Raw genomic sequence first — 21,679 nt, 5'->3', positions numbered from 1 at the left:
TGCGTGAGCGCGTTCGGGCGTGCCTCGGCCGTGCTTGCAAGAGAACGGGTTTACATGAGTGGCAGATTCTGAGCCTTGCCGAACCATTCGGTCTGCAGCGACGAGAGCTCGCCGCTCATGCGTTCGCTGAACAGAAAGGTGTTGATCCAGTTCAGCAGGTTCTGCTGACCCTGGGCCACCATGACGTGCGCGGGCGACTGCCGGATCAGGAATTTGAGTTCCGTCTGGGCGTTTGGGTTGTCTTCGTTCACCTTTTTGGCAATGGCGCTGTTTTCGGCGAAGGACTGCGCCTGACCGCTCAGGTAGGCCTTGATGGCCGACGGGGTGTCTTCAAAGCGCATGATCCGCGCGTCCTTTGCGTGGTCCGTGAGCCAGACGTCCAGCGTGGTGCCCTTGGCCACGGCGATGGTGTCGCCCTTGAGCTGGTCAGCTGTTTTGGCGGCCTGCATCTTCGGCCCTCCGTAGACGCCCAGGTCCACGGCTGCATAGGGCTGCGAGAACATGACTTGCAACGCGCGCTGCGGTGTGGCACCCGCTGCGGCGATCAGCATGTCCACCTTGTTGGACAGCAGGCTGGGGATGCGGCTTGCGCCCGTGACCTGGATCAGCTCCAGTTTGACGCCCATTTCTTTGGCGAGCTGCTTCGAAAGGTCGATGTCCAGCCCTTGCAGTGAGCCGTCGGCGCCCTTGAAACCCCAGGGTGCGGCATCCGACAGGACCCCGATGCGGACTTTACCAGCCGAGAGGATGTCTTGGAGCGTGTCTGCTGCCCTGGCCGGGGTGCTGGTAGCGACTGTGACACAGCCGATCAGCAGGAGTTTGAGGACATTCTTCAGCATGGTGTTGTCTCCTAGGGGTTTCCCAGAAAGTTTTTGAGTTCTGGGGTTTGAGGGGAATCGAAGATTTCGGTGGGTGTGCCTTCCTCGCGGATGGATCCGTTGTGCATGAAGACTACCTTGGTGGCAACGTTGCGTGCGAAGCTCATCTCATGTGTGACCAAGACCATGGTCATGCCCTGGCGTGCCATATTTTCCATGACCTTGAGGACTTCCCCGACCAGCTCCGGATCCAGCGCCGAGGTGACTTCGTCAAAGAGCATGATGTCAGGTTCCATGGCTAGGCAGCGGGCAATGGCGACGCGCTGTTGCTGGCCACCCGACAGGTTGATCGGGTAGGCTTTGAGCTTTTCGGTGAGGCCCACCTGTTCGAGTGTGTGCAGTGCCAGTGCCCTGGCTTGTGCCTTGCGGATCTTGCCAGTGAGCAGTGGCGCCAGCGTGATGTTGCGTTCGACTGTCAGGTGCGGGAACAGGTTGAACTGCTGGAACACAATGCCCAGGCGCTGACGAAAGGCCCGCAGGTGGGGCATGTGCTGATGAACGCGGATGCCTTCGACGGTGATGCCGCCCTTGTCGACACTTTCCAGCGCATTGATGCATCGCAGCAGGGTCGATTTGCCCGAGCCGGATTTCCCCAGAATGGCGACGATCTCACCTTTCTCGACCTGCAGGGAAACCCCGCGCAGGACTTCGTTGTCGCCGAATCGTTTGTGAACGTCGCTGATTTCAATGAGTGCCATCGAGGGATTTCTCCAGGCGCCGCGACCAGAGGGTCAGCGGAAAGCAGATCAGGAAATACAGGGCCGCGGCCGTGGTGTAGGTCAGCGTGGATTGGAAGGTGGCTGCGCTGACTTCCTGGGCGGCGCGGGTGAGCTCGACGAAGCCCACCACGGAAGCCAGCGAAGTGCCCTTGACGAGTTGCACCAGGAAGCTGACCGATGCCGGCAGCGAGATCTTGAAGGCTTGCGGCATGATGATGTAGAAGAACTGGTGCACCTTGCGCAGACCCAGGCAAGCCCCCGCCTCCCACTGCTCCTGCTTGATGGCCAGGATGCTGCCGCCCCAGATCTGGCCGAAATACACGCCGGTGAAGATTACATATGCGATGCTTACGGCCGCCAGCGGCGGGATGTTGATGCCGAGGAAGACCGGGACGCCAAAGTAGAAGAACATCAGCAGAGCCAGCAGCGGAATTCCCTGGATTAGCTGCAGAATGGCGGACGCGAGTGCGTCGAGCAGCCTCGCGCGCGAGGCCTTCATCAGGGCGAGTACCAATCCCAAGGGCCCGCCCAGTGCAACGGCGATCAGGGTGAGCCCGACAGTCCAGCGCAAAGCGGCCACCAGGGAAACCAAGTCGATGAAACTGATGAATCTCATGGAGTCACCTGCGAATTGGCCATCTGAATGCCAGTCTGCCGATCAAGGACGTCAGCAGTTTGGTGACCAGCACCAGGCAGAAGTAGATGGCACACAGGATGGTATAGACTTCGAAGCTCAGGTAGCTGCGGCTTTCGACGAAGGTGGCTGCTTGAAAGAGTTCGTTGACCGAGATCTGCGACGCGAGCGATGTCCCAAGGAGGAGAATGATGATCTGCACCACCATCGAGGGATAGATGTTGCGTAGGGCGGGTCCGAGGATGATATGGCGGTAGATCTGGTATGTGCTCAACCCCAGGCAGGCCCCGGCTTCGGATTGGGCGGCCGGAATCGAATCCAGGCCTGAGCGGATGATCTCGCTCATGTAGGCGCCGAAGTACAGGCTCAGCGCCACGCTTGCCGCCCCGAAGGGCGTGAGCAGGACCCCTGCGTCGGGCAGCAGAAAGTAGAAGACGAAGAGCTGGATGAGCGAGGGTGTATTGCGGAAGATCTCGACGTAGCCGTAGACGATGCGCCGTACGACAGGTCGTCCGCGCTGTTGGAGTGCCGAACACAACAGCCCGATCAGCAGGCCCGCGACGACGCAGACCAGTGTGAGTTCGACGGTCGTGACCAGGCCGGCTACGAACTGGTCCTGAAAGCGTTCGAGTTGGGAGAATCGCAGCTGCATGGCGATGCTGGTCTTCAGCCGAAGCAGGTTCTATAGGCAGCGGCAATAGTGTCGCCTTGCAGGCCGTAGATCAGGTTCCACTTGTCGAAGCATGTGCAAGGGTGCGAGATGCCGAACTCGATGATGTCGCCGGGTTGCAGCACAGGGGCCGAGGCCGCCTGGGCGGTGAGGAAGGCGTGCTGGTCGTTGAGCTCGGTGACCTTGACGGCAGCAATGGCCGTGCGCTCCGCAATGCGCAGCCCGTCACGGTAGACAGCTAGCGGCACGGGCAGGTCCAGATCGTGCGAGACGTCGCGCTTGCCAATACCGCAGATGTACAGATCGGGCTCGGGATGGGACAGGACTTCGGCCCACAGACGCATGGCGGGGGCAAATTGCGCAGCAGGACTTGTGGGATGGCCATGCGCATCGCGGCAGCGTGCGTCCATCTCCTGCAGCGACCGTTGATACACGCCGTGATCCAGAAAGAAGATGGCGCCGCTGCGCAGGATGGGAACCAGTCCGGGTATGCCGGCCTGGCGGACGGCCTCGCAAACCAGATCGAAATAATGTGATCCGCCCACGGAAAAGACGACTTTGTGCAGGTGGAAGGTGCTGCGCACATGGGTTGCCGCTTGCGTGCAGAGCTGCAGCAGGGCACGGATCTTTTCCAGCTTGGCCTCTTCGCTGTCCGCTTCGGCCGAGCCTTCGTAAGCGGCGATGCCCCGAACCGCGATAAGGCCACCCAAGTCCAGTGCGTGGCTCGCCAGCGCCTTGAGGGCCGGGAGGTCTCTGGCGCCGCATCGGCCGGCCCCCAGTTCCAGCAAGACGGAAATCGGCTTCTTGCGTGTCTGACCTGCGGCAGCCAGCGCGTCCAGCGCTTGCGGAGAGTCTGCAAAGACCAGGCACTCGGCATCGGGGTACTGTGCGAGCAATTGGCCCAGCCTTTCGCCCGAGCGTCGCCCACCGATCTCGTTGGCGAGGATGAGGTGGTCTACCCCGTGGGCCAGCAGGACGGCGGCCTGCTGGAGATTAGCCACCGATGCCCCCCAGGCCCCCGCCTGGATCAGCCGCTTGGCGAGGTCCGGCGACATGGGGGTCTTGGCGTGCGGGGCGATCTTCAGCCCGTTCTGGCTGCAGAACTGCAGCATCAGGCGAGTGTTGGCCTGGAACTGAGCCTCGTCCAACGTCAATACTGGCAGGGGCATGTTGCCGCTGCTGGGACGCAGCTGCAGGGACGCGATGCTGTCTCTATCTGTACTGATGCCGATGGGGATGCCACGGATTTGCGGGGTCAATGGTGTTTGCATGTGGCTTCCCTTTATGTTGACGTTAACATTGGTATGTCGGAAATGCTAACGTCAACATTTCCGGCGAAATATTGGTGCTTACCCTGCAGCGACAAGCGGTGCCAGACAGTGGCCAAGGCAGGACCGCGGTGCGGCGGCATGCGGCTTGAAGGCATTGTGGGAATCGTATAAGCTGGGCCCGACCTTTGCCGGACGCCCTTGTCCGACATTCATACCACCCACATCTCGCAATGTTTGTGATGTGGGCGCAGCCTTGACAGAGGAAGGCAGCGAATGACTAATCTAGAACTGCTTGGCATCGGGCCTACCGCGTCGGATCGCCGCCAGCGGCCGTTTTCTCCTGCTGTGCGTGCGGGTGACTTCGTCTTTGTCTCGGGGCAGGCGCCCTTCAACGCGAAGGGCGAACTGGTCGGGGGCAGCATAGAGACGCAGACGCGCCAGGTTTTCGAGAACATCAGCAAGATCTTGGCACTGGGTGGCTGCACGCTGTCAGACGTCTGCAAGGTCAGCGTCTGGCTCGATGATGCGCGGGATTTCAGCGCCTTCAACCGCGTCTACATGGAGTGCTTCGGGCCACATCGTCCGGCGCGTTCTACCGTCCAATCCCCCCTCATGGTGGATGCGAAGATCGAGGTGGATGTCACGGCCTACAAGCCGCGCACCGCGTAGCCGCCATACCAAGCCGCCACTCAGGGATTCCCTAGGGATATTACCTATGAATCGCGCCTCTGGCGCAATGTTAAGCTGAACAGCGCGATGGTAACGTTATCAGTGACCTATAAAAACGGATAGCCGATTCACGCATTCTGGCCCGTGATCTTGTTGCCATCGATATTTCATTCTTGGATCATCAATGTCGAGTTCGAGGGTAACGATCATGAAGCCAACTTTAAAGTTTCTCAGCATCATTGCGGTAACGGTGGCGGCGATTGGTGCAACCACGGTGGCAACTGCAAAGGACAGGCTGCACGAAATTCTCGATCGAGGCGAACTCGTCGTCGGTACGGGTTCGTCCAATCCTCCCTGGCATTTCAAGGACGCACAGGGTAATCTGGTCGGATTCGACATCGATATTTCGCGGATCATCGCAAAGAGCCTGTTCAATGATCCCGCCAAGGTGAAGTTCGTCATCCAGTCTGATTCATCCCGGGTTCCGAACATCGCTACGGACAAGGTCGACATTACCTGCCAGTTCATGACCGTCACGGGGGGGCGCGCGCAACAGGTGGCCTTCACAGTGGCCTATTACCGCGAGGGTGTCGGGTTCATGATGCAAAAGGCTGGGAAATACAAAACCTACGATGACCTGAAGGCAGCCGGGAACAAGGTGGATGTTGCCGTCTTGAAGAATGTCTTCGCGGAATCTATGGTCCATGCCGCTTTGCCGAATGCCAAGGTCGATCAGTACGACGACCCCAACCTGATGTATCAGGCGCTCAATTCAAATCGGGCCGATGCCGCTGCCACGGACGTATCTTCGCTCAAGTGGTTCATCAAGCAGAAACCTGATCAATATATAGACGCGGGGTATTACTGGAACCCGCAAACGTATGCGTGCGCGGTCCGGCAGGGTCAGCCGGTTTGGCTGCATTACGTCAACACCGTCCTCGAACAGGCCATGATGGGTGTGGACTTCGACGCCTATCAGCAGGCTTTTGAAAAATGGTTTGGCGAAAAGGTCCCCGCACCGAAGATCGGCTTTCCGGCTGAATTCCGCTGAGCGCGAATTGTGTGGCGGTAGGTGGCCGTGGCGTACGACGTAAACTTCGCAGTAATTTGGAACAACTGGCACGAGCTCCTATCGGGGCTCGGTCTGGGCTTGTTTCTTGCGGTGGTTTCCATCGGGATCGGCTGTTTCATTGGTCTTGTTTCCGCCTTTGCTTCGCTTTCGTCTCGCCGGTGGATCAGCAAGACGGCCAATGTTTATGTGACCGTGGTCAGGAATCTCCCCATTCTGCTGATTGTGTTGTTTGCGTTCTTTGCACTCCCGGATGTGGGCGTGCGGATGGGGAAGCTGGAAAGCTTCATTGCGTCACTGGCGGTCTACTCGGGTGCCTATCTGTCCGAAGTCTTCCGGGGCGGGCTGCTGGCCGTTCCGGTGGGTGTCATCGAAGCCGGGAAATCGATCGGGCTTACGCCGATGCAGGTCAGGTTCTACGTCACCTTTCCAATCATGATGAAGAATGCGCTGCCGTCCCTGGGCAATAACTTTATCTCCCTGTTCAAGGACACATCGATCGCATCCATCATCGCCATCCCTGAATTGACGTTCTATGCCGAGAAATTGAATACGGAGACGTTTCGGGCGGTGGAAGTATGGCTTACGACCGCGATCATGTATGTCGTGACCTGCTACCTGATCGCCCTCGGCCTCAGATTCCTCGAGAGGCGCTATGTTACGGAGGCGGTCAAGAGATAAGGAGGCGCGCGATACGCCGCCCTTTCATCGAGGCACCGGATCGTCCTGATGGCAAATATCATTCAAGTCGTTTGGGAAGCAAGAGACGCTCTGCTGGCTGGGTTCTGGCTGACGATCGGTGTGGCACTGCTGTCGATTATCCTGGGGACCTTGTTGGGTGTGCTCGTGGGCCTTGCGTTGACGTATGGCGGCCGCATCCTGCGGTCAGTCGCCCGGCTGTATACGGACATTCTCAGAGGCATTCCTGTCCTCGTGCTGATGCTGGCGGCTTTCTATGTCCCGGCGATCGTTGGCGTCAACCTGACGGCTACGCAGGCGGGAGTGTTCGGCCTGTCGCTGTTTTGCGCGTCCCACGTCGGCGAGGTCGTACGCGGAGCCCTGCAGGCCGTGCCGCAAGGGCAGACTGACGCGGGCAAGGCGATTGGTCTGACGTTCTGGCAGCGGTTCATGTTCGTGCTCTTGCCACAGGCGCTCCGGCAGATGATCCCAACCTGGACAAATGCGGCCGTGGAGATCGTCAAGGCCACGACCCTGCTGTCCATTATTGGTGCCCCTGAGCTGATCATGCGTACGCAGGAAGTCATTGGTCGGACCTTTCTGACGATGCCGCTCTATTTGGTTTGCGGAATCTTTTATCTATTGCTGGATTATTCCCTGGAACGGTTCGGGAAATATGTTGATAGCAGGTTAGCGTGATGAAGATGCAGGATGAGAAAGGCCCTATCGTTTCCATCAAGGGTCTGCATAAAAATTATGGTGATCTGGAGATCCTGAAGGGCGTCGATCTGGACGTCCAGGAGGGCGAGGTCATCTCGATCATAGGGTCCAGCGGGTCAGGCAAGACCACGCTGTTGCGCTGCATCAACCTGCTGGAAGAATTCCAGAGCGGTGAAATCCGTATTGACGGGCGGCCGATTGGCTATGACATTCGTAATGGGCGCCGGATCCGGAACAAGGAATCCGTGATCGCCAAGCAGCGCGCCATGACCGGTATGGCGTTTCAGTCGTTCAACCTGTTTCCCCACTTCAGTGCGCTGCATAACGTGACGCTGGGCCTCGTCAAAGTGCGCGGCCTTCCCAAGGCAGAGGCCCGATCGCAGGCTGAACACTGGCTCGATCGCGTGGGGATGCTGAGCCGCAAGGACCATAAGCCTAGCCAGCTCTCGGGCGGGCAGCAGCAGCGTGTCGCCATTGCGCGCGCGATCGCCATGGAGCCGCGCGTCATGTTGTTCGACGAGGTCACCTCGGCGTTGGATCCTGAACTCGTCGGAGAAGTCCTCAACACTGTGCGCTCGTTGGCCGAAGATGGCACCACCATGATTCTGGTGACGCACGAAATGCATTTTGCCTACAACGTTTCGGATAGGGTCCTGTTCATGAATGAAGGGCGCATCGAGGAGCAGGGAGCCCCTGACGCACTCTTTCTACACCCTCGGTCCCCACGGTTGGCGTCTTTCCTGAAGGATTTCCGTCTCTGAGAGGCCCGTGGCGGGCGCGGCACAAGCAGTATGAAAGAAACTTCGATCTTGGTTTTGGGCGCTGGCATGGTGGGCGTCAGCATTGCGTGGCATCTTGCGCGTCGCGGGTATCAGGTCACGCTGGTTGACCGCCGGAAACCCGGTCAGGAGACGTCTTTTGGAAATGCCGGCCTGATTCAACGCGAGGCGATCGAGCCACACCCGTTTCCGAGATCGTGGTTTGATATCCTGAGAATCCTGCCGAACCGTGCCATCGACGTTCAATACCGCTTGACGGCTATGGTGTGCGAAGCCCCTATACTCTGGCGCTACTGGCGCGAGTCCTCACCGCAGGCATTCGAGCGCATCGCACGGGCGTATGCGTCCCTTATCGTGCATTGCACCGATGATCATCAGGCATTGATCGCAGCTTCGGGCGCGGATGCGTTGATCAATCGGGAGGGCTGGCTGCAGGTGTACAGGAACCTGGACACGCTGGGCGCTGGGATCGCGACAGCGGATGGTGCGCATCGATCACATGGGGTGGAATTCGAGGCGTGCGACCGGCAGCAGTTGCATGAGTTGGAGCCGGCCCTGTCGAATGACGCAGTCGGTGCCGTGTGGTGGAAGAATGCGTGGTCGGTGAGCGATCCGGGCGGGCTCGTGGATGCCTATGCGAGAAGTTTCCTGGCGGAAGGAGGCACGTTCGTGGAGTCGGATGTACTGTCCATGGCACCGTCCGGCAGCGGATGGACGCTGCGGTTGCGTAATGGCACTTTGACTGGTGAAGCGCTGGTTCTTGCAGCGGGGCCGTGGTCCATCCCTATGCTCAAGAACCTCGGTTACGCGATTCCGATGTTCGTTCAGCGCGGCTACCACATGCACTACGAACCCGCCCCAGGCGTGAAGCTTAATTTCCCCATTTTCGACCACGACAGGGGGTATACCTTGTCGCCGAAACGTATGGGGATTCGCCTGACGACGGGCGCCGAGCTGGCGCGAGCGGATGATCCTTCTTGTATGCGTCAGCTCCTGGCGGCCGAACGAGCCGCACGGGAGATTTTCCCGCTCGCGAAACGGAAGGACGATCTAGTCTGGCGCGGCGCGCGTCCTTGCATCGCAGACATGAACCCGGTCATCGGACCTGCCCTTCGCCATAAGAACCTGTGGTTCGCCTTTGGCCATGGCCACCAGGGGTTTACGCTGGGTCCGACCACGGGGCGGCTGTTGGCGGCCATGCTGGCGGGTGAGCCCACGCAAACCGATATGGCACCGTTTCGGGCCGACAGGTTCTAGTTCTTGATCCCTGCCGCTCGCCTGTTGTCAGGCCGCTGGGCGGTGTCGCGCTGTGTTACTTTTGCTGTACCTTTAATTACCTGCGACGTCCTGGCTCGACGCGGAATAGGGGCTCAGTGTGAACAGCCCCGTCAACTCTTCATCACTCAAACTGCCGAGCCATTTTTCACCCACGCCTACAGTCAGATCAGCCAGCGTACGCTTGGCGCGGATCAGTTCATTGATACGTTCCTCGAAGGTGTCACGCGTGATGAGACGGTGGACCTGGACCGTCTTGCGCTGGCCGATGCGATAAGCGCGGTCGGTCGCCTGGGACTCGACGGCAGGGTTCCACCACAGGTCATAGTGGATCACGTTGGCGGCGCTGGTCAGATTCAACCCCGTACCACCCGCCTTGAGCGAAAGGATGAACACACGTTCGGTGCAATCATTTTGAAAATGCTCGACCATCGCGTCACGTTTGTTTCTGGCGACACCGCCGTGCAGGAACAGAGGGCCCTGCCCGTAGCGTTCACCCAGCCATGCGCTCAGGAGCTTGCCCATTTCGCGGAACTGGGTGAAGACCAGCACCTTCTGGTGGCTGGTGTAGATCTCATCGATGAGTTCCAGGAAGCGTTCAGCCTTGCCCGACAGCGCGGCCTCGGCACGGGGCTCTTTCAAGTATTGAGCGGGATGATTGCAGATCTGTTTCAGGGCGAGGATCATCTGCAGCACCAGGCCCTGGCGCTTGAAACCGCTGGATTCGCCGCGAATGGCGCGCAGACCTTCTCCTACCACGGATTCATAGAGCGCGGTCTGCCTCGGAGTGAGAGTGCAGTACTGGTCTTGCTCGATCTTTTCCGGCAGATCGTCGATGATGCGCTTGTCGGACTTCAGCCGACGCAACAGAAAGGGGGTAGTGACGCGCCGGAAGCGCTCGATTGCCCGCACGTCGTGGTGGCTCTGGATGGGCACGGCGAATTCCCTGGCGAACCAGGCGGGGCTGCCAAGATAGCCCCGATTGGCAAAATCCATGATGCTCCAGTATTCGGACAGGCGATTTTCCACCGGCGTGCCGCTCATGGCGATGCGGCAGCGGCTCGGGATACTCTTGATCGCCTTGGTCTGGGCGGCAGCCGGATTCTTTATATTCTGGGCTTCGTCCACCACCAGGATCTGCCAGGCCAGGGCCTTGAGCGTGGCCGCTTCGCGGCGGGCCACACCGTAACTCGTCAGCAGCACGTCCGGACGTTTTTCACTCAACTTGCGAGTGCCGCCGTGAAAGACGTCCACAGTCAGCCCAGGTGCGAAACGCGCGATTTCCTTCTGCCAGTTGGTGAGCAAACTCGTGGGCACCACGACCAGCGCTCGCGCATTGCGCAGCACCCCCTCTTCCTTGAGTTTTTGCAAAGTGGCAATCACCTGCACAGTCTTGCCCAGGCCCATGTCATCGGCAATCACACTGCCGAACCCAATACGGACATTGCGATAGAGCCAAGCATAGCCATTCAGCTGATAGGGCCTGAGCCTGGCAACGAGACCCGTGGGCAAGGCAACGTCGCCAACCGTCATCAGACCCCGGATGATACGCCGTGCCCGCGCATCCAGGGCCACCGCCGCACCGGCATATTCGCCCGCCAGCGCGACACGCAGGGACTCTGCATCCTCAAGGCGCGGTGGCCGCTGGAGTTGTGCTCGCAGGTGTTCGATGTCGTGGGGATCGAGATAGACATACTCGCCCTTGAAGCGGACCACGCCGGTGGCATGCGCCACCAATTTTTCGAATTGACTCTGGCTGAGCAGGTGGTCGCCCAGTGCCACCTTCCAATCGAAGGTGAATACCTGATCAGCTTTCAGCAGACCCGTACCATCTGCAGTCTTTGGACCGCGCACCCGTAGGGACAGTTGGGGGCGCAACAAGCGCTCCAGCGCCTTGGGCATGAGTATGTGGATACCCAATAGGCGGATCACCGGCAAAGTGTCGAACAGCAGCTCCGGCAATCCGCTAGCGGCAAGGGTAATGGGCGTTTTGGCCCCGTCACGCACATAGCCATGCAAGGGTGGAAAGACTTCAGCGAGCAAGGAGACGTCTTGCAGGACAGCGAACCGGGCCGCGGCCCAGGATGCCTGGGTGAGCACGGCTGACAGCGGCACGGGTTCTTTTTCGCCGGCACCGTCTCCGACCGCGACTGAAACCGCGAAATCGCCGTGGCGCGTCTCGTCCAGGCAGAGCACCGGGTTGTGGACATGGCGCGCGAGATGGTGGCGAGCCAGCCAAGCCTGGATACCGGCGGCTATCGCGCCTTCCCCCGGGCCATCATAGCGGGCACGCCCGGTACTGAAGAAAAGGGCCAGGGTCTTGTCGTCCCGCAACTTCTGCTTCTGATCAACGGTCCACTGCCGCATGAAATGATCGAGAAACAGTGAGCACAATGTTGTGGCCTGCGCCTCGGAGCGGATTTCGGCAGCGCGTTGGCCGTTGCGGTAGCGAACCATTCCGGCCGGCAGGCCCCCCGCCAGGTGTTGCATGAACACGTGGACCCGATCATCAAGAATGGCGGGTACCCAGCGCAGGCCGATCTCCCGGCCTTCAAGCGAGAAGATCTGTGCGGTCACCGCCCCGGCGGCCAGCAGATGCAGTGCCGCGCGCCGGACATAATGAAGCGCCGCCACTTCCGGCTGCACATCGGGCAAGCGCACTGGTTCCAGCGCCTCCAGTGTGCTCGCCAGCGCGTCCCAGTCGCTCGGCTCAATCAGGCCCGAAAGCTGAAGGGTGTAAGTCTGGTCAATCTCGATCCGCGGCCGATCATTGGAATGGAAGGGATGGCTGGCAGGATCATGGTACGCACCGGATATGGTATCCAGAACACGATTTGCCTGCTTCGCCGCGCAGGTCAACTGACGTTTGTAAATCGCCTGCAGATCGCCACTGGGAAAACAGGCCGGTCGCACCGGCAAGAGTTTCAGGAGCGGCTCCAGCAGCTCCGGAATGGCCCGGAAATCGAGCTGGTCGAGCGCGGTCGGAGCAGTGCATGAAGGCGTGCTTGCAGTGCTTCGCAGCAGATCCGTCACCGTCGGCAGTGCTGCCTGCGCTTCCCGTTCAATGTGGATGTCATGAGATTTCAATGCCTGCGCAAGGTCGATCCCGCGTAGCGAAAATACCAGAAAGGGATTGCCGTCGATTTCCCGGCTGAGCAGATAGATCACGGCGGCCAAATGCTTGCACGGGACCGCCCAATCGGGACAGGAGCATTGCATGGAAAGTTCATTCCAGCGCGATGGGAAAACCTTGAGACCGAGCTGATCGGCCAGTTCGAGCAGGGCGGGATCGAGCTCGCGATTAAGCAGACGTGCAATCAACGCCGGGTCGGCCGCAATTCGCGCCAGCAGCTGTTTGGCGTCTGCCTCGGGAATCGGCGGTACCTCGATGCGGATTTGGTAGGGGCGCGCCCGGGAACCTTTCACTTTGGCCTGGATCAGGCCGCCGTGCACGACCAGGTCGCTCACCGCTCCCTTGTTGGCATAACCGCGGCCACGCGGCAGACGATTGTCGTAATCAATGTGTGCGAGGGCATTCAGCCACTGGGCGCCCCACCAGGTCTGTCCGTAGTTCTGTCGTGCCATTCCTCAAGCCTTGCCTGAGAGCCTATTGTTTTCAGGCGGATTCAGGCGGTTACGGGAGGCGGTGTGCTCGAAGGCTACTCGTAGTGTGTCCACATTCTTAAAACACGAACGGCACGTTCCTGAATGAATACCTCGTACACCAACCGATGCTGAATGTTGATACGGCGGGAATAGGCTCCGGAAAGATCGCCGAGCAGTTTTTCGTAAGGCGGCGGGTTCTGGAACGGGTCAATTTCCAGGACCGCACTCAGCGCCTGTACGTTGGTTTTTAAGCCAGCCGCCGCTACCCTTTTCGCATCCTTGAGGGCGACCTTTGCATAGACGACCCGCCAAGTCACCAGTCAAGCTCCTTGGCACTCTTGTCCAAGGGCTCTGCCATTCCTTCTTTGATGGATTCGCGCATGCCAGGCACAGAGGTCAGATACAGGGTCTCTTGTATGGCGTCCCAATCGGCTTCCGAGATCAGCACGGCACTTGTGCGCTTGCCGGCAATTCGAATTGCCTGATGGGACTCGGCGGTTTGGTCGATGAGGCGGTAGAGGTTCGCCCGTGCCTCAGTTGCAGTCAGGGTTGCGGACATGGTGGATCTCCCAATATGCCTAGATAGTACGTTTTAACGTACGTATCGTCAAGCCTCTGTCTTGGTCGCGGTATTGTCAGCGTGGCAGTCACCGACGACTGGCGCTGCAGGTCTTTGCGGCCGTTGATCGTGGGGCACGACCCGACTAACGCTCCAGCCCGGCCCGATGTTCTCACGGCTGCCGTGAAGCTGCCGCTGACGGCGACGGCCATCACCACGCGTAGCGCGCGGACGTCCAAAGATTGTGCGTCATTCGACGTCATAACTCGATCCATAAGTAATGATATGGTGTGTCTGCTGAGAGCCTGTTGGAGGCATTGGAGCGGAATATCCGAGGCGTATAGTTGGATGCCAGGGAAGGGGGAACGCTCGATTGCGAAAGGCCTTGGTGCCAGGGCCGCAAACATGGCGCCCCCAGATAAGCGCTAATAACCCAGGAACAAAAAGTCCAGCGCCGAGATGATCCGATCCCGCTCGGTGGCGAGCGACATCACTGGTACTTTCAGGACGCGCTGTGGTACTGCCCCCATTTTGGGCGTTTCCAACAAGAAATCAGCCCCGTTGATGGTGAACACCGGCGTAAGGTGAAGCGGTAGGCTGATCTGAGGGAAGTGCTCAAGGCTGCGCAGCGGAATCACCATCCGGCTATCCAGACCATCAAACAGATCACTCTGCACGTCCAGCAGGTACGGCGTGGTGACTGCGTGTCCGCCGGGATTTGCATACACATCAAAGCGCGCCATCAGAAGCTTTTCCACTCATCCAATGGCAGGCCTTCGGCCTCGACAGTCGCGTTGTAGGCGGCGATAAAGTCGACATAGTCCTCGCGCCACTTACGAGCCTGTTCGTACTGAACGACCTCGCGCAAGTGGCTATCGCAGACCTGAGAGACGTTGATGCCAAGCCGCTTGGCAGCATCCAGCAAGTCATTGCTCAGGCTGAGATTGACGGCGCGTTTGCCGGACGTGCGAGTACGCGGGCGGTGGGTAGTTTGTGTGGTCGGCATTATGCATGCCTCATGCGCATACTATTATGCGCACATTCTATGCCGCATTCCAGCTCACTGCCAACCGACTGATTTTTCATTGGCCCGACCCATGAGCGCCACAAAGATCCGCGGCATCGGTTCCGCCACCCGGATCGAGCAGCCATAGCTGCCCCCGTGTGAAGAAACGGTCACCCATCAGATACGAGCCTGTCATCGGAGCCGTCAACGAGCGTTGGCAGAGATTCAATGGTCGCCCGGACTGCTTGAGCGATTCAACGAATCGTTCGGCTGCCGCATCCACATCAGGTGAAACTGTATGCAGAATGCCCCAGCGGATGCCGTCGTACGTCCGCGTCACCCCCACGAAGACCTTTTCCGCACCGAAGCGGAAAGGCGTTTGCCATAGTCTGACGGTAATGACGGCCTTGCCCTGGGCATTCTGAATCGGCCGTTCGAAAGCGAGATCGTTGATACGGTTGTTCCAGAGTGCCGGTGCAAGCGGTGCCGTGGTGTAGCTCAGACCTTGTTGTGCAAGGCGCAGCAGGTTTTTCAGATCCGGACTGTCAGCGGGCAGCCAGCCTGCTCCGCTCAGAAGAGCGGATAACGCGTCCTCGCTTGGTGTGACGACGGCGAACGATAGCGGTTGCTCCGACGTGCCGAACAGAGAAGATGTGCTCGTCAGTTTCTCGGCACGCAGCATTTCGTCCAAAGGCTGAGTGACGTGGATGACTACTTCCGGTGCGGAAACGGGGGCTGGCAGCGTGCGAGTGGCGGCATAGGCAACGAACCCGGCGGCCGTAATCGCGACCAAGCCGAACGCCGCGGCTTTTCGGCGGGGTTCGGCAGGTGCATCCCAATCCATTCGCCCGCCAGTACTGAGCCATTCCGTCAGGCTGATACCCACAATCAGCCAAAGTGCGCCGACCAGGTAGCCCGCCCAGACGTCACTCAAATAGTGCGCGCCGAGCATGATGCGGCTGAGGCCGATCAGGAAGACAAGCCCAACCGTCGAGAAAAACAGGTTGACCCGCGTCCTCCACCGGGCCACGGAGCGGATCAGCAGATAGCCCACGAAACCGTAAAAGGCGACGGCGATGGTCGCGTGCCCACTTGGAAACGAATAGGAAGTTTCGAGCAGGACAGCCTCCGTTGGCCGCGGCCGCTCGAAGGCCAACTTACCCAGGGCGCTGAAAGCCACCGCTCCCCAGCTGGAGACCAGCAAACCCACAATCGCGTATTTCCGGTTCACGAGCCAGAGCAGCAGCGCCCCTATCACCAATAACACTCCGACCACCGGCAGCTGGCCCAAATCGGTTATCCACACGAACGGAGGAATGGCCGCCGGTGCGCGAAAGGTGGCAACCAGTTGGGCCGTTGCGTGGTCAATCGCGACAATTGGATCGGAGGTGACAACGTCCTCGACGATGCCGGCGAACAAGGCCAGCACATAGGTGAACGCAAGGGCGAGAACGGTCAACGGCAGGCCCTGAAAATGCGTGCGATCGATACGGCCCGCAAGGAAGCGGATGCTGGCTGGATGTCGGCGTACCCATCGCCGTACGTAGGCATTGCGGCCCAGAGCCTCTTTTATCGAACGAATGAGCGAAACCGCCACCCGCCACGCGTCGCGACCCTTGCGCACGACAAAGCGTTGCAGGAGCCAAAGCAGTGCCCATGCGATCAGCACAGCCACCAACACCATCCCGGCCCGTGACATCCACGTTTCTGCAAGCTTGAGCGACTGTCCAAACAGATAGCCGCCGCCCACCCACTGCACTCCCCATCCGATCGCCCCCAGGAAGTTCCAGAAAAGGAACGTGCGATACCTCATTTGCACGGTACCGGCAACGAATGGGGCGATTTCCTTGACGCTCGGTATGAAGCGCCCCAGGAAGACGCTCTTGGCGCCATGCCGCTCAAAAAATCGGTGGGCCTTCTCGAAATGACTGGGGGTCAGAAACCAGACACCACCACGCGTCCATTTCTGGCCGTAGCGCTCTCCTAGCCAGTAATTGAAGTTATCGCCGAGGACAGCGCCAGCAATGGCGAACCACAGCAGGTCGCCAAAGTCCAGGTAGCCGCCGGCCGCCCAAGCCCCCAGCAGCAGCAACAGCGTCGAGCCGGGCAGAAATAGCCCAACCACAAGCGCCGTCTCCAGCAGAGCTGCGAAGAAGGCGGCCCAATAACCGAGCATATGGAAATGCTGGATGGATGGCAGGATGGAGTTGAATAATCCCTCGATCACAGGAGATCTCCCTGGCTAATTGCCGCCCATCGACCAGTCCATTTCCGCTCCCAACGTGACCACCGTGCCGAGCATGCAACGGTGGTCATCGCCAATCTTGCGCTCGACTGACCTCTGCGCTATCAGAGAAGTACCACGATACTTGGTGTTTCGGTCAACAGACGCTCGAGGCGATATAACCGTTCGCGCTGCAACGTAGCAGACAGCGGCTCGGGAGCGTGGCCCAGTGCAACAGAATCGGCGGCCACGGCCTGCACAGCGACTTCCAGGAGCGATGATTCCGCCTGCCACCAGCCGGCCAGCAATTGATCGGGAGAATACACATCCAGCCCCTGGCGCCGCAATTCGGATCGATTGAAATCCTTCAGATTCCATGTCGCCACCTGCACAGCAGGGGGCCGCTGCAAGCCACAGCGCGCTCGCCGCGCCAGGCCGGCCGCGATCACGTGAAAATCCTTCGGGTCGCTGTAGCGCAACCCGACTTCGTAGGGGCCGGTGTCAGCCTCCATTGCGTCGGGGAAGCGCTGGTTCATGGCGTGCCATTGTGCCGCCAGCTTTTCAGGCGGAATCTGCCACAGGCGCGCCGCGTTTCGGCGCCATTCCTCGCCGATGCGTTCGGTCCAGATCGGCCGGAATACGCCCTGGTCGGCTACACGCAGCAGCAGTTGGCGCTGCAGCGTGGACATCAGCACACAGGCGTCGAGGACGACGAAGGGAGGGACAGGGCAGAACACGCGGGAGATTTTACGCTGGCGTAGCCCTGAGAAGGGGTGCCACAATGAACCTCGTCCCGAGTCGCCCCACTGTCATCGAATCAAACGGCCGGTGTGCCATATGAACGATCTTCCACTGTTGCTTGCCTTCGTTGCCGCCATCTCCATTCTGACCATCACGCCGGGCGTGGATACGGCCATCGTGTTGCGCGCCGCAACGGCGAATGGTCGCAAGCCCGCCGCCATGGCGGCCATCGGCGTTGCCCTAGGGTGCCTGATATGGGGTGCGTCGGTATCGCTGGGACTGGGTGTGCTTCTGCAGGCGTCCGAGCTTGCCTACACTGTCCTCAAGGCTGCGGGTGCCGTCTATCTGATCTGGCTGGGGGGCAAACTGTTGCTGCGGCCCCGCACTGCGCTGGGCACCGATACGCCCCAGGGGCGGACCCGAAGCGGCGGGGATGCGTTCTGGCGCGGTTTTCTCACGAACCTGCTCAATCCCAAGGTCGGCGTGTTTTACGTCACCTTTCTTCCTCAGTTCGTGCCAGCTGATGTCAGTGTGGCGGCCTATTCGTTTTTCCTCGCCAGCATTCATGTCCTGCTGGTGCTTGCGTGGTTCAGCCTGCTGATTGCCGCCACGGCGCCGCTCAACCAGTTCCTGCGCCGGTCGTCGGCCGTGAAGACGCTTGATCGGCTCACGGGTGGAATTTTCATCGCGTTCGGCCTCAAGCTCGCTACATCATCCGCGCGATGAGGGGAGCGCCCGTTGATCCTTGAGCGCGGTATCGCCCCAGCGCATGATGTCCTCGATGACAGGCTGCACGTATTGCACCTGGGGTGCGTAACGTTCGAACGGCAGCTTCTCGTGGATGGAGACCGTCGTCAGCACCGGCTTGCCAGCCACGGTGGCCGCAAGGAAGAGCGGCCACAGGCCTCCCTGTCGCGTCTCGGGTTCGCCGAATCGGCTGAGCACGACGAAGTCCGCTTGCGCCAGTTGCGGGCGCACGAGCTGCAGCACCTGGGCGAGACCGGCACCCGACATCGCGTGCGCATTCGCCCCCGTCGTATCGACGCTCTTGCGAACCAGGATTTGCGTGCCTGAGGCCAGATCACGCAGATGGCCCGCGGCGCACGGGGCCTGCGGAGCCCCGCTCTCGGAAATCACGCCAGCCACGCGGTAGCCTGCCGCGGACCAGGCGGCCACGACGTGCGCAAACAGTGTCTGCGCAGAGACCTCAGGGTGGTTGCTGAGGGCTGCCACCCACTGAATGTTTGACATTGATTCTTCGTTGATTGGCGATTCCGGCTCATAGAGTATTGCAATGGCACAAGCCATCAGGGCATACCTTCCCCGGCTCTACGGGCAATTTGCGTGGAACGTGACCTGGCTGCCCCGAGCGTACCCGACGAAGACGAATGCGAGGGCCTGGACATCACCTCGCATGGCGAGACCGCTTACACTCGTTGATGCCGCTGGTGCGGCTGTTCTCGTGGTGTCGATTCTGATGGTATTGAATACTTCTGCGGTGCGTTGCTGCGTCAGGCGATGGGCCTGCATGCCAGAAATCAGGGCGGTGCGGGCCAGGTACCCGGTGCTGGTTCTCTGGTGCCTGACGCTGATGTTGGTTCCACCGGTGGGTAGCGTCTGCGCTGCAGCCGAAGATGTGGTCTTCCCGGTGCGGGTGCAGCAGGGGGCGATGGTGATCGGCAAGGTAGCCCCCAAAAGCCAGGTGATCTATGACGGGCGCACGCTCGCCGTCACCGATAATGGCACCGTGGTGTTTGGTGTCGCGGCCGATGCCACCGGCCCCCTCCATCTGCGTGTGACCCCGCCGGGAGGCGCAGCCCTGTCCGTGGATGTGGCCGTACAGCCGCGTGATTGGCCGGTCGAGCGGGTTGCGGGGCTTCCGCCCAAGACTGTCTCGCCGCCGCCGCAGATTGCAGCCCGGATTCGTCGGGAGCAAGCCAGGGTGGCCGAGGCACGTACGACCAGCGATTCGGGGATGGGTTTTGCCGAGGCCTTCATTTGGCCCGTGCACGGTCGCGTTTCAGGGCGCTTTGGTAGCCGGCGCGTCTATAACGGGATCCCTGGTGCCCCACATTCGGGCATGGACATTGCCGTTCCGACCGGCACACCGGTCAGGGCGCCGGCCAGTGGCCGCGTGGTATTTGCCGATCTCGGCCTGTATCTGACCGGCGGTACGGTGCTGATTGACCATGGTTATGGCATCGGCTCGAACTTCCTGCACCTGTCCCGCCTGGATGTCCGCGTGGGTGACGTGGTGAGCCAGGGTCAGGTTATTGGGCTGGCCGGCGCGACTGGGCGTGCGACCGGACCACACCTGCACTGGGGCATGACCTGGTTCCAGATGCGTATTGATCCCTTGCTGGTGCTCGATCGCACGCAGTGATTTGCTGTCGTGGTGGAGCAGGCCGACAACGGTTGGTTTCCAGAAAAGGCGGCCAACGCCCCTTATGAACCGTTGAACGCGGCCTCGATGGCGGCAATATCGATCTTGCCCATCTCCATCATGGCGCCGAAGGCGCGCTTGGCGGCGGCCTGATCCGGATGCGTGATGGCGCGGATCAGAGCCACCGGGGTGATCTGCCACGACACGCCCCATCGGTCCACGCACCAGCCGCATTGGTTCTCCTGTCCACCATGGCCGATGATCGCTTCCCAGTAGCGATCGGTTTCCGCCTGGTCGGCAGTGGCCACCTGAAACGAAAACGCTCCGGTATGTTTGAAGCCGGGCCCGCCGTTGAGCCCCAGGCAGGGGATGCCCATGACTGTGAATTCGACCGTCAGCACGTCGCCCTGCATGCCGGCAGGATAGTCTCCCGGCGCGTCATGAACTGCATTGACGGATGAATCTGGAAAGGTCCTGGCATAGAAGCGGGCTGCGTCTTCGGCGTCGCCGTCAAACCAGAGACACACCGTGTTTTTGGCAAGTTCCTTCATGACGCTTCTCCTTTCATTCAGCCGGCGTGACGTTCACCATCCACGGCGTGCCGAAGCGGTCCCGGGTCATGCCAAAGCCCGGTGACCAGAAGGTTTTCGCAAACGGCATCACGACCTGACCACCTTGTGCCAGCGCGTCAAACAGGCGCTGGCCTTCGGCTGCGTCGGCTGCACGGATTGAGACCCACAAGCCTTGCGGCGCCTGATAGCCGCCGCAAGCGGTGTCCGCGCCCGGCATGGCGTCGGACCCGAACAGCGATTGATCTCCCATTTGCAGATGCACATGCATGATGCGCTGCCTGGCCGATTCGGGGATGGGCGGCATATCGGCGGTAGGCGGGATTTCGCCGAAGGTGCCTTGGTAGACGATGGTGCCGTTGAACAGCTTGGCGTAGAAGGCGAACGCCTCGGCGCAATCGCCGTCGAAATTGAGGTAGGGGGTGAGCTGCATCAGAATCTCCCAGGATTTCCGTGAAGGATGAGGGGTGTAGACGCTGTACACTTAGTGTTAATATGAAAGCCTGAGTGGACGCTGTCCACATAAAAGTTGTTTCCAGATGTCGGATGATCTTTTGCGCCCGGCCCGCCATACCTATAGGCACGGGAACCTGCGTGCCGCGCTGCTCGAAGCGGGTGTCGCGCTGGCGCGCGAGGGTGGGCCTGATGCCGTGGTGCTGCGCGAAGTCACGCGGTGCGCAGGTGTGGTGCCGAACGCGGCCTATCGCCATTTTGCGAACCGTCAGGCGTTGTTCGAGGCGGTGCGAGGGGTCGCGCTATCGCAGCTGGCGCACGCCATCGAGGCCGAGATCGATGCGGTGCAGCCCCTGGACGATCCGCGTTTGCGCGCGCGGGCTTCGTTTCGCGGCGTGGGGCTGGGCTATTTGCGCTTTGCGCGTCAGGAGCCCGGCCTGTTCCGCACCGCCTTTGCGGCACAGCCGTTCGACGTGGACGAACCTCCCTACTCTGACCATGAGTCGGCACAAGGCGCCAGTGGCCTGGATCCCTTCCGGCTGTTGGGCCAAGCCCTGGACGGAATGGTCGATGCGGGCCTGATGCTTCCCGCACGCCGTGCCGGAGCAGAGTGGATGGCGTGGTCGGCTGTCCACGGCATGGCGTTCTTGGTACTCAACGGCCCCTTGCGGGGCCGGGGAGAAACCGAACACCAGGCGCTCGCCGAGCGGTTGGTGGCGATGGTTGAGAGGGGGTTGCTGGCGGAGCTGGGAGCTTGATCGACTGTCCGGGTGTCG

The 21,679-nt window shown here is 60.4% G+C and carries 24 protein-coding genes; 9 read left to right on the top strand and 15 right to left on the bottom strand.

Annotation, left to right across the window (positions count from 1 at the left end):
- Positions 1-50 precede the first annotated feature (50 nt).
- Genes EPN31_RS14935 through EPN31_RS14915 form a run of 5 tightly spaced genes read right to left on the bottom strand, consistent with a single transcriptional unit; the run spans position 51 to position 4,172 of the window.
- Positions 51-839, bottom strand: a complete 789-nt coding sequence (locus tag EPN31_RS14935) for a transporter substrate-binding domain-containing protein (RefSeq protein ID WP_291774799.1) — start codon at positions 837-839, stop codon at positions 51-53.
- 11 nt (positions 840-850) lie between these two features.
- Positions 851-1,576 carry an amino acid ABC transporter ATP-binding protein gene (locus EPN31_RS14930; RefSeq protein ID WP_291774796.1) on the bottom strand — a complete coding sequence of 242 codons (726 nt, stop codon included), beginning with the start codon at positions 1,574-1,576 and terminating at the stop codon, positions 851-853.
- Positions 1,563-2,213: an amino acid ABC transporter permease gene (locus EPN31_RS14925; RefSeq protein ID WP_291774793.1), complete on the bottom strand. Its 651-nt coding sequence runs from the start codon at positions 2,211-2,213 to the stop codon at positions 1,563-1,565. Before EPN31_RS14925 ends, EPN31_RS14930 begins: the two co-directional genes overlap by 14 nt.
- A 4-nt stretch (positions 2,214-2,217) precedes the next feature.
- Positions 2,218-2,883: an amino acid ABC transporter permease gene (locus tag EPN31_RS14920; RefSeq protein ID WP_291774790.1), complete on the bottom strand. Its 666-nt coding sequence runs from the start codon at positions 2,881-2,883 to the stop codon at positions 2,218-2,220.
- A 14-nt stretch (positions 2,884-2,897) separates the two neighbouring features.
- The gene (locus EPN31_RS14915; protein WP_291774787.1) at positions 2,898-4,172 is read right to left on the bottom strand and encodes an alanine racemase; all 1,275 of its coding nucleotides are present in this window, start codon (positions 4,170-4,172) and stop codon (positions 2,898-2,900) included.
- A 273-nt stretch (positions 4,173-4,445) separates the two neighbouring features.
- Here EPN31_RS14915 and EPN31_RS14910 point away from each other — a divergent pair, with 273 nt between their 5' ends.
- The 6 genes from EPN31_RS14910 (at position 4,446) to EPN31_RS14885 (ending at position 9,344) form a co-directional block, all read left to right on the top strand.
- Entirely contained in the window at positions 4,446-4,841 is a 396-nt protein-coding gene (locus EPN31_RS14910) for a RidA family protein (RefSeq protein ID WP_291774783.1), read from the top strand.
- A 208-nt stretch (positions 4,842-5,049) separates the two neighbouring features.
- A complete protein-coding gene (locus EPN31_RS14905) occupies positions 5,050-5,892 on the top strand; it encodes a transporter substrate-binding domain-containing protein (protein ID WP_291774780.1) in 843 nt (280 codons plus the stop codon).
- A gap of 27 nt (positions 5,893-5,919) precedes the next feature.
- A complete protein-coding gene (locus EPN31_RS14900; protein WP_291774777.1) occupies positions 5,920-6,591 on the top strand; it encodes an amino acid ABC transporter permease in 672 nt (223 codons plus the stop codon).
- Between the two features lie 48 nt (positions 6,592-6,639).
- Complete coding sequence (locus EPN31_RS14895; RefSeq protein WP_291774774.1) at positions 6,640-7,287, top strand: amino acid ABC transporter permease; 648 nt, start codon at positions 6,640-6,642, stop codon at positions 7,285-7,287.
- Entirely contained in the window at positions 7,287-8,069 is a 783-nt protein-coding gene (locus tag EPN31_RS14890) for an amino acid ABC transporter ATP-binding protein (RefSeq protein WP_291774771.1), read from the top strand. The genes EPN31_RS14895 and EPN31_RS14890 overlap by 1 nt, the downstream gene beginning before the upstream one ends.
- Positions 8,070-8,099: 30 nt before the next feature.
- A complete protein-coding gene (locus tag EPN31_RS14885; RefSeq protein WP_291774768.1) occupies positions 8,100-9,344 on the top strand; it encodes an FAD-binding oxidoreductase in 1,245 nt (414 codons plus the stop codon).
- 72 nt (positions 9,345-9,416) lie between these two features.
- On the opposite strand, the gene EPN31_RS14880 is transcribed toward EPN31_RS14885, so the two are convergent.
- From EPN31_RS14880 to EPN31_RS14850, 7 genes are all read right to left on the bottom strand, one after another.
- A complete protein-coding gene (locus tag EPN31_RS14880; protein WP_291774765.1) occupies positions 9,417-12,947 on the bottom strand; it encodes an SNF2-related protein in 3,531 nt (1,176 codons plus the stop codon).
- Between the two features lie 74 nt (positions 12,948-13,021).
- The gene (locus EPN31_RS14875) at positions 13,022-13,285 is read right to left on the bottom strand and encodes a Txe/YoeB family addiction module toxin (RefSeq protein ID WP_291774762.1); all 264 of its coding nucleotides are present in this window, start codon (positions 13,283-13,285) and stop codon (positions 13,022-13,024) included.
- Positions 13,282-13,527, bottom strand: a complete 246-nt coding sequence (locus EPN31_RS14870; RefSeq protein ID WP_291774759.1) for a type II toxin-antitoxin system Phd/YefM family antitoxin — start codon at positions 13,525-13,527, stop codon at positions 13,282-13,284. The genes EPN31_RS14875 and EPN31_RS14870 overlap by 4 nt, the downstream gene beginning before the upstream one ends.
- 425 nt (positions 13,528-13,952) lie before the next feature.
- Complete coding sequence (locus EPN31_RS14865) at positions 13,953-14,270, bottom strand: CcdB family protein (protein ID WP_291774754.1); 318 nt, start codon at positions 14,268-14,270, stop codon at positions 13,953-13,955.
- A complete protein-coding gene (locus EPN31_RS14860; protein WP_291774751.1) occupies positions 14,270-14,533 on the bottom strand; it encodes a type II toxin-antitoxin system CcdA family antitoxin in 264 nt (87 codons plus the stop codon). The genes EPN31_RS14865 and EPN31_RS14860 overlap by 1 nt, the downstream gene beginning before the upstream one ends.
- Positions 14,534-14,609: 76 nt before the next feature.
- Complete coding sequence (locus EPN31_RS14855; RefSeq protein WP_291774748.1) at positions 14,610-16,760, bottom strand: bifunctional DedA family/phosphatase PAP2 family protein; 2,151 nt, start codon at positions 16,758-16,760, stop codon at positions 14,610-14,612.
- Positions 16,761-16,882: 122 nt separating this feature from the next.
- Positions 16,883-17,494, bottom strand: coding sequence for a PIN domain-containing protein (locus EPN31_RS14850; protein WP_291774744.1), 612 nt, complete (start codon positions 17,492-17,494; stop codon positions 16,883-16,885).
- A 100-nt stretch (positions 17,495-17,594) separates the two neighbouring features.
- Here EPN31_RS14850 and EPN31_RS14845 point away from each other — a divergent pair, with 100 nt between their 5' ends.
- On the top strand, positions 17,595-18,224 hold the full coding sequence (locus EPN31_RS14845) for a LysE family translocator (protein WP_291774741.1): 630 nt from the start codon (positions 17,595-17,597) through the stop codon (positions 18,222-18,224).
- Here the strand turns inward: EPN31_RS14845 and EPN31_RS14840 are convergent.
- Positions 18,210-18,749, bottom strand: coding sequence for a DUF2478 domain-containing protein (locus EPN31_RS14840; RefSeq protein ID WP_291774738.1), 540 nt, complete (start codon positions 18,747-18,749; stop codon positions 18,210-18,212). The two genes, EPN31_RS14845 and EPN31_RS14840, sit on opposite strands and share 15 nt — an antisense overlap.
- A 277-nt stretch (positions 18,750-19,026) precedes the next feature.
- On the opposite strand from EPN31_RS14840, the gene EPN31_RS14835 reads away from it, so the two are divergent.
- Positions 19,027-19,881 (top strand): M23 family metallopeptidase, encoded by an 855-nt coding sequence (locus tag EPN31_RS14835; RefSeq protein WP_291774736.1) that lies wholly within the window; start codon positions 19,027-19,029, stop codon positions 19,879-19,881.
- A gap of 62 nt (positions 19,882-19,943) precedes the next feature.
- Here the strand turns inward: EPN31_RS14835 and EPN31_RS14830 are convergent, their stop codons facing one another.
- Together EPN31_RS14830 and EPN31_RS14825 are read right to left on the bottom strand one after the other, a co-directional pair.
- Positions 19,944-20,432 carry a VOC family protein gene (locus EPN31_RS14830; RefSeq protein ID WP_291774733.1) on the bottom strand — a complete coding sequence of 163 codons (489 nt, stop codon included), beginning with the start codon at positions 20,430-20,432 and terminating at the stop codon, positions 19,944-19,946.
- A 13-nt stretch (positions 20,433-20,445) separates the two neighbouring features.
- Positions 20,446-20,883 (bottom strand): VOC family protein, encoded by a 438-nt coding sequence (locus tag EPN31_RS14825; RefSeq protein WP_291774730.1) that lies wholly within the window; start codon positions 20,881-20,883, stop codon positions 20,446-20,448.
- Positions 20,884-20,989: 106 nt separating this feature from the next.
- On the opposite strand from EPN31_RS14825, the gene EPN31_RS14820 reads away from it, so the two are divergent.
- Complete coding sequence (locus tag EPN31_RS14820; protein WP_291774727.1) at positions 20,990-21,661, top strand: TetR/AcrR family transcriptional regulator; 672 nt, start codon at positions 20,990-20,992, stop codon at positions 21,659-21,661.
- Positions 21,662-21,679: the final 18 nt, after the last annotated feature.

It is taken from the genome of Castellaniella sp. (assembly GCF_004321985.1).
GTDB lineage: Bacteria > Pseudomonadota > Gammaproteobacteria > Burkholderiales > Burkholderiaceae_B > Castellaniella.
The sequence above is the reverse complement of the archived record's forward strand: the minus strand, read 5'-3'. Positions and strand labels throughout refer to the sequence as shown.

Coding starts and splice junctions, on each gene's coding strand:
- EPN31_RS14870 (WP_291774759.1), bottom strand. CDS start 13,527: ATGTCCGCAACCCTGACTGCAACTGAGGCACGGGCGAACCTCTACCGC.
- EPN31_RS14860 (WP_291774751.1), bottom strand. CDS start 14,533: ATGCCGACCACACAAACTACCCACCGCCCGCGTACTCGCACGTCCGGC.
- EPN31_RS14915 (WP_291774787.1), bottom strand. CDS start 4,172: ATGCAAACACCATTGACCCCGCAAATCCGTGGCATCCCCATCGGCATC.
- EPN31_RS14825 (WP_291774730.1), bottom strand. CDS start 20,883: ATGCAGCTCACCCCCTACCTCAATTTCGACGGCGATTGCGCCGAGGCG.
- EPN31_RS14910 (WP_291774783.1), top strand. CDS start 4,446: ATGACTAATCTAGAACTGCTTGGCATCGGGCCTACCGCGTCGGATCGC.
- EPN31_RS14820 (WP_291774727.1), top strand. CDS start 20,990: ATGTCGGATGATCTTTTGCGCCCGGCCCGCCATACCTATAGGCACGGG.
- EPN31_RS14840 (WP_291774738.1), bottom strand. CDS start 18,749: ATGTCAAACATTCAGTGGGTGGCAGCCCTCAGCAACCACCCTGAGGTC.
- EPN31_RS14925 (WP_291774793.1), bottom strand. CDS start 2,213: ATGAGATTCATCAGTTTCATCGACTTGGTTTCCCTGGTGGCCGCTTTG.
- EPN31_RS14895 (WP_291774774.1), top strand. CDS start 6,640: ATGGCAAATATCATTCAAGTCGTTTGGGAAGCAAGAGACGCTCTGCTG.
- EPN31_RS14935 (WP_291774799.1), bottom strand. CDS start 839: ATGCTGAAGAATGTCCTCAAACTCCTGCTGATCGGCTGTGTCACAGTC.
- EPN31_RS14830 (WP_291774733.1), bottom strand. CDS start 20,432: ATGAAGGAACTTGCCAAAAACACGGTGTGTCTCTGGTTTGACGGCGAC.
- EPN31_RS14845 (WP_291774741.1), top strand. CDS start 17,595: ATGAACGATCTTCCACTGTTGCTTGCCTTCGTTGCCGCCATCTCCATT.
- EPN31_RS14920 (WP_291774790.1), bottom strand. CDS start 2,883: ATGCAGCTGCGATTCTCCCAACTCGAACGCTTTCAGGACCAGTTCGTA.
- EPN31_RS14905 (WP_291774780.1), top strand. CDS start 5,050: ATGAAGCCAACTTTAAAGTTTCTCAGCATCATTGCGGTAACGGTGGCG.
- EPN31_RS14865 (WP_291774754.1), bottom strand. CDS start 14,270: ATGGCGCGCTTTGATGTGTATGCAAATCCCGGCGGACACGCAGTCACC.
- EPN31_RS14880 (WP_291774765.1), bottom strand. CDS start 12,947: ATGGCACGACAGAACTACGGACAGACCTGGTGGGGCGCCCAGTGGCTG.
- EPN31_RS14890 (WP_291774771.1), top strand. CDS start 7,287: ATGAAGATGCAGGATGAGAAAGGCCCTATCGTTTCCATCAAGGGTCTG.
- EPN31_RS14930 (WP_291774796.1), bottom strand. CDS start 1,576: ATGGCACTCATTGAAATCAGCGACGTTCACAAACGATTCGGCGACAAC.
- EPN31_RS14835 (WP_291774736.1), top strand. CDS start 19,027: ATGCCAGAAATCAGGGCGGTGCGGGCCAGGTACCCGGTGCTGGTTCTC.
- EPN31_RS14885 (WP_291774768.1), top strand. CDS start 8,100: ATGAAAGAAACTTCGATCTTGGTTTTGGGCGCTGGCATGGTGGGCGTC.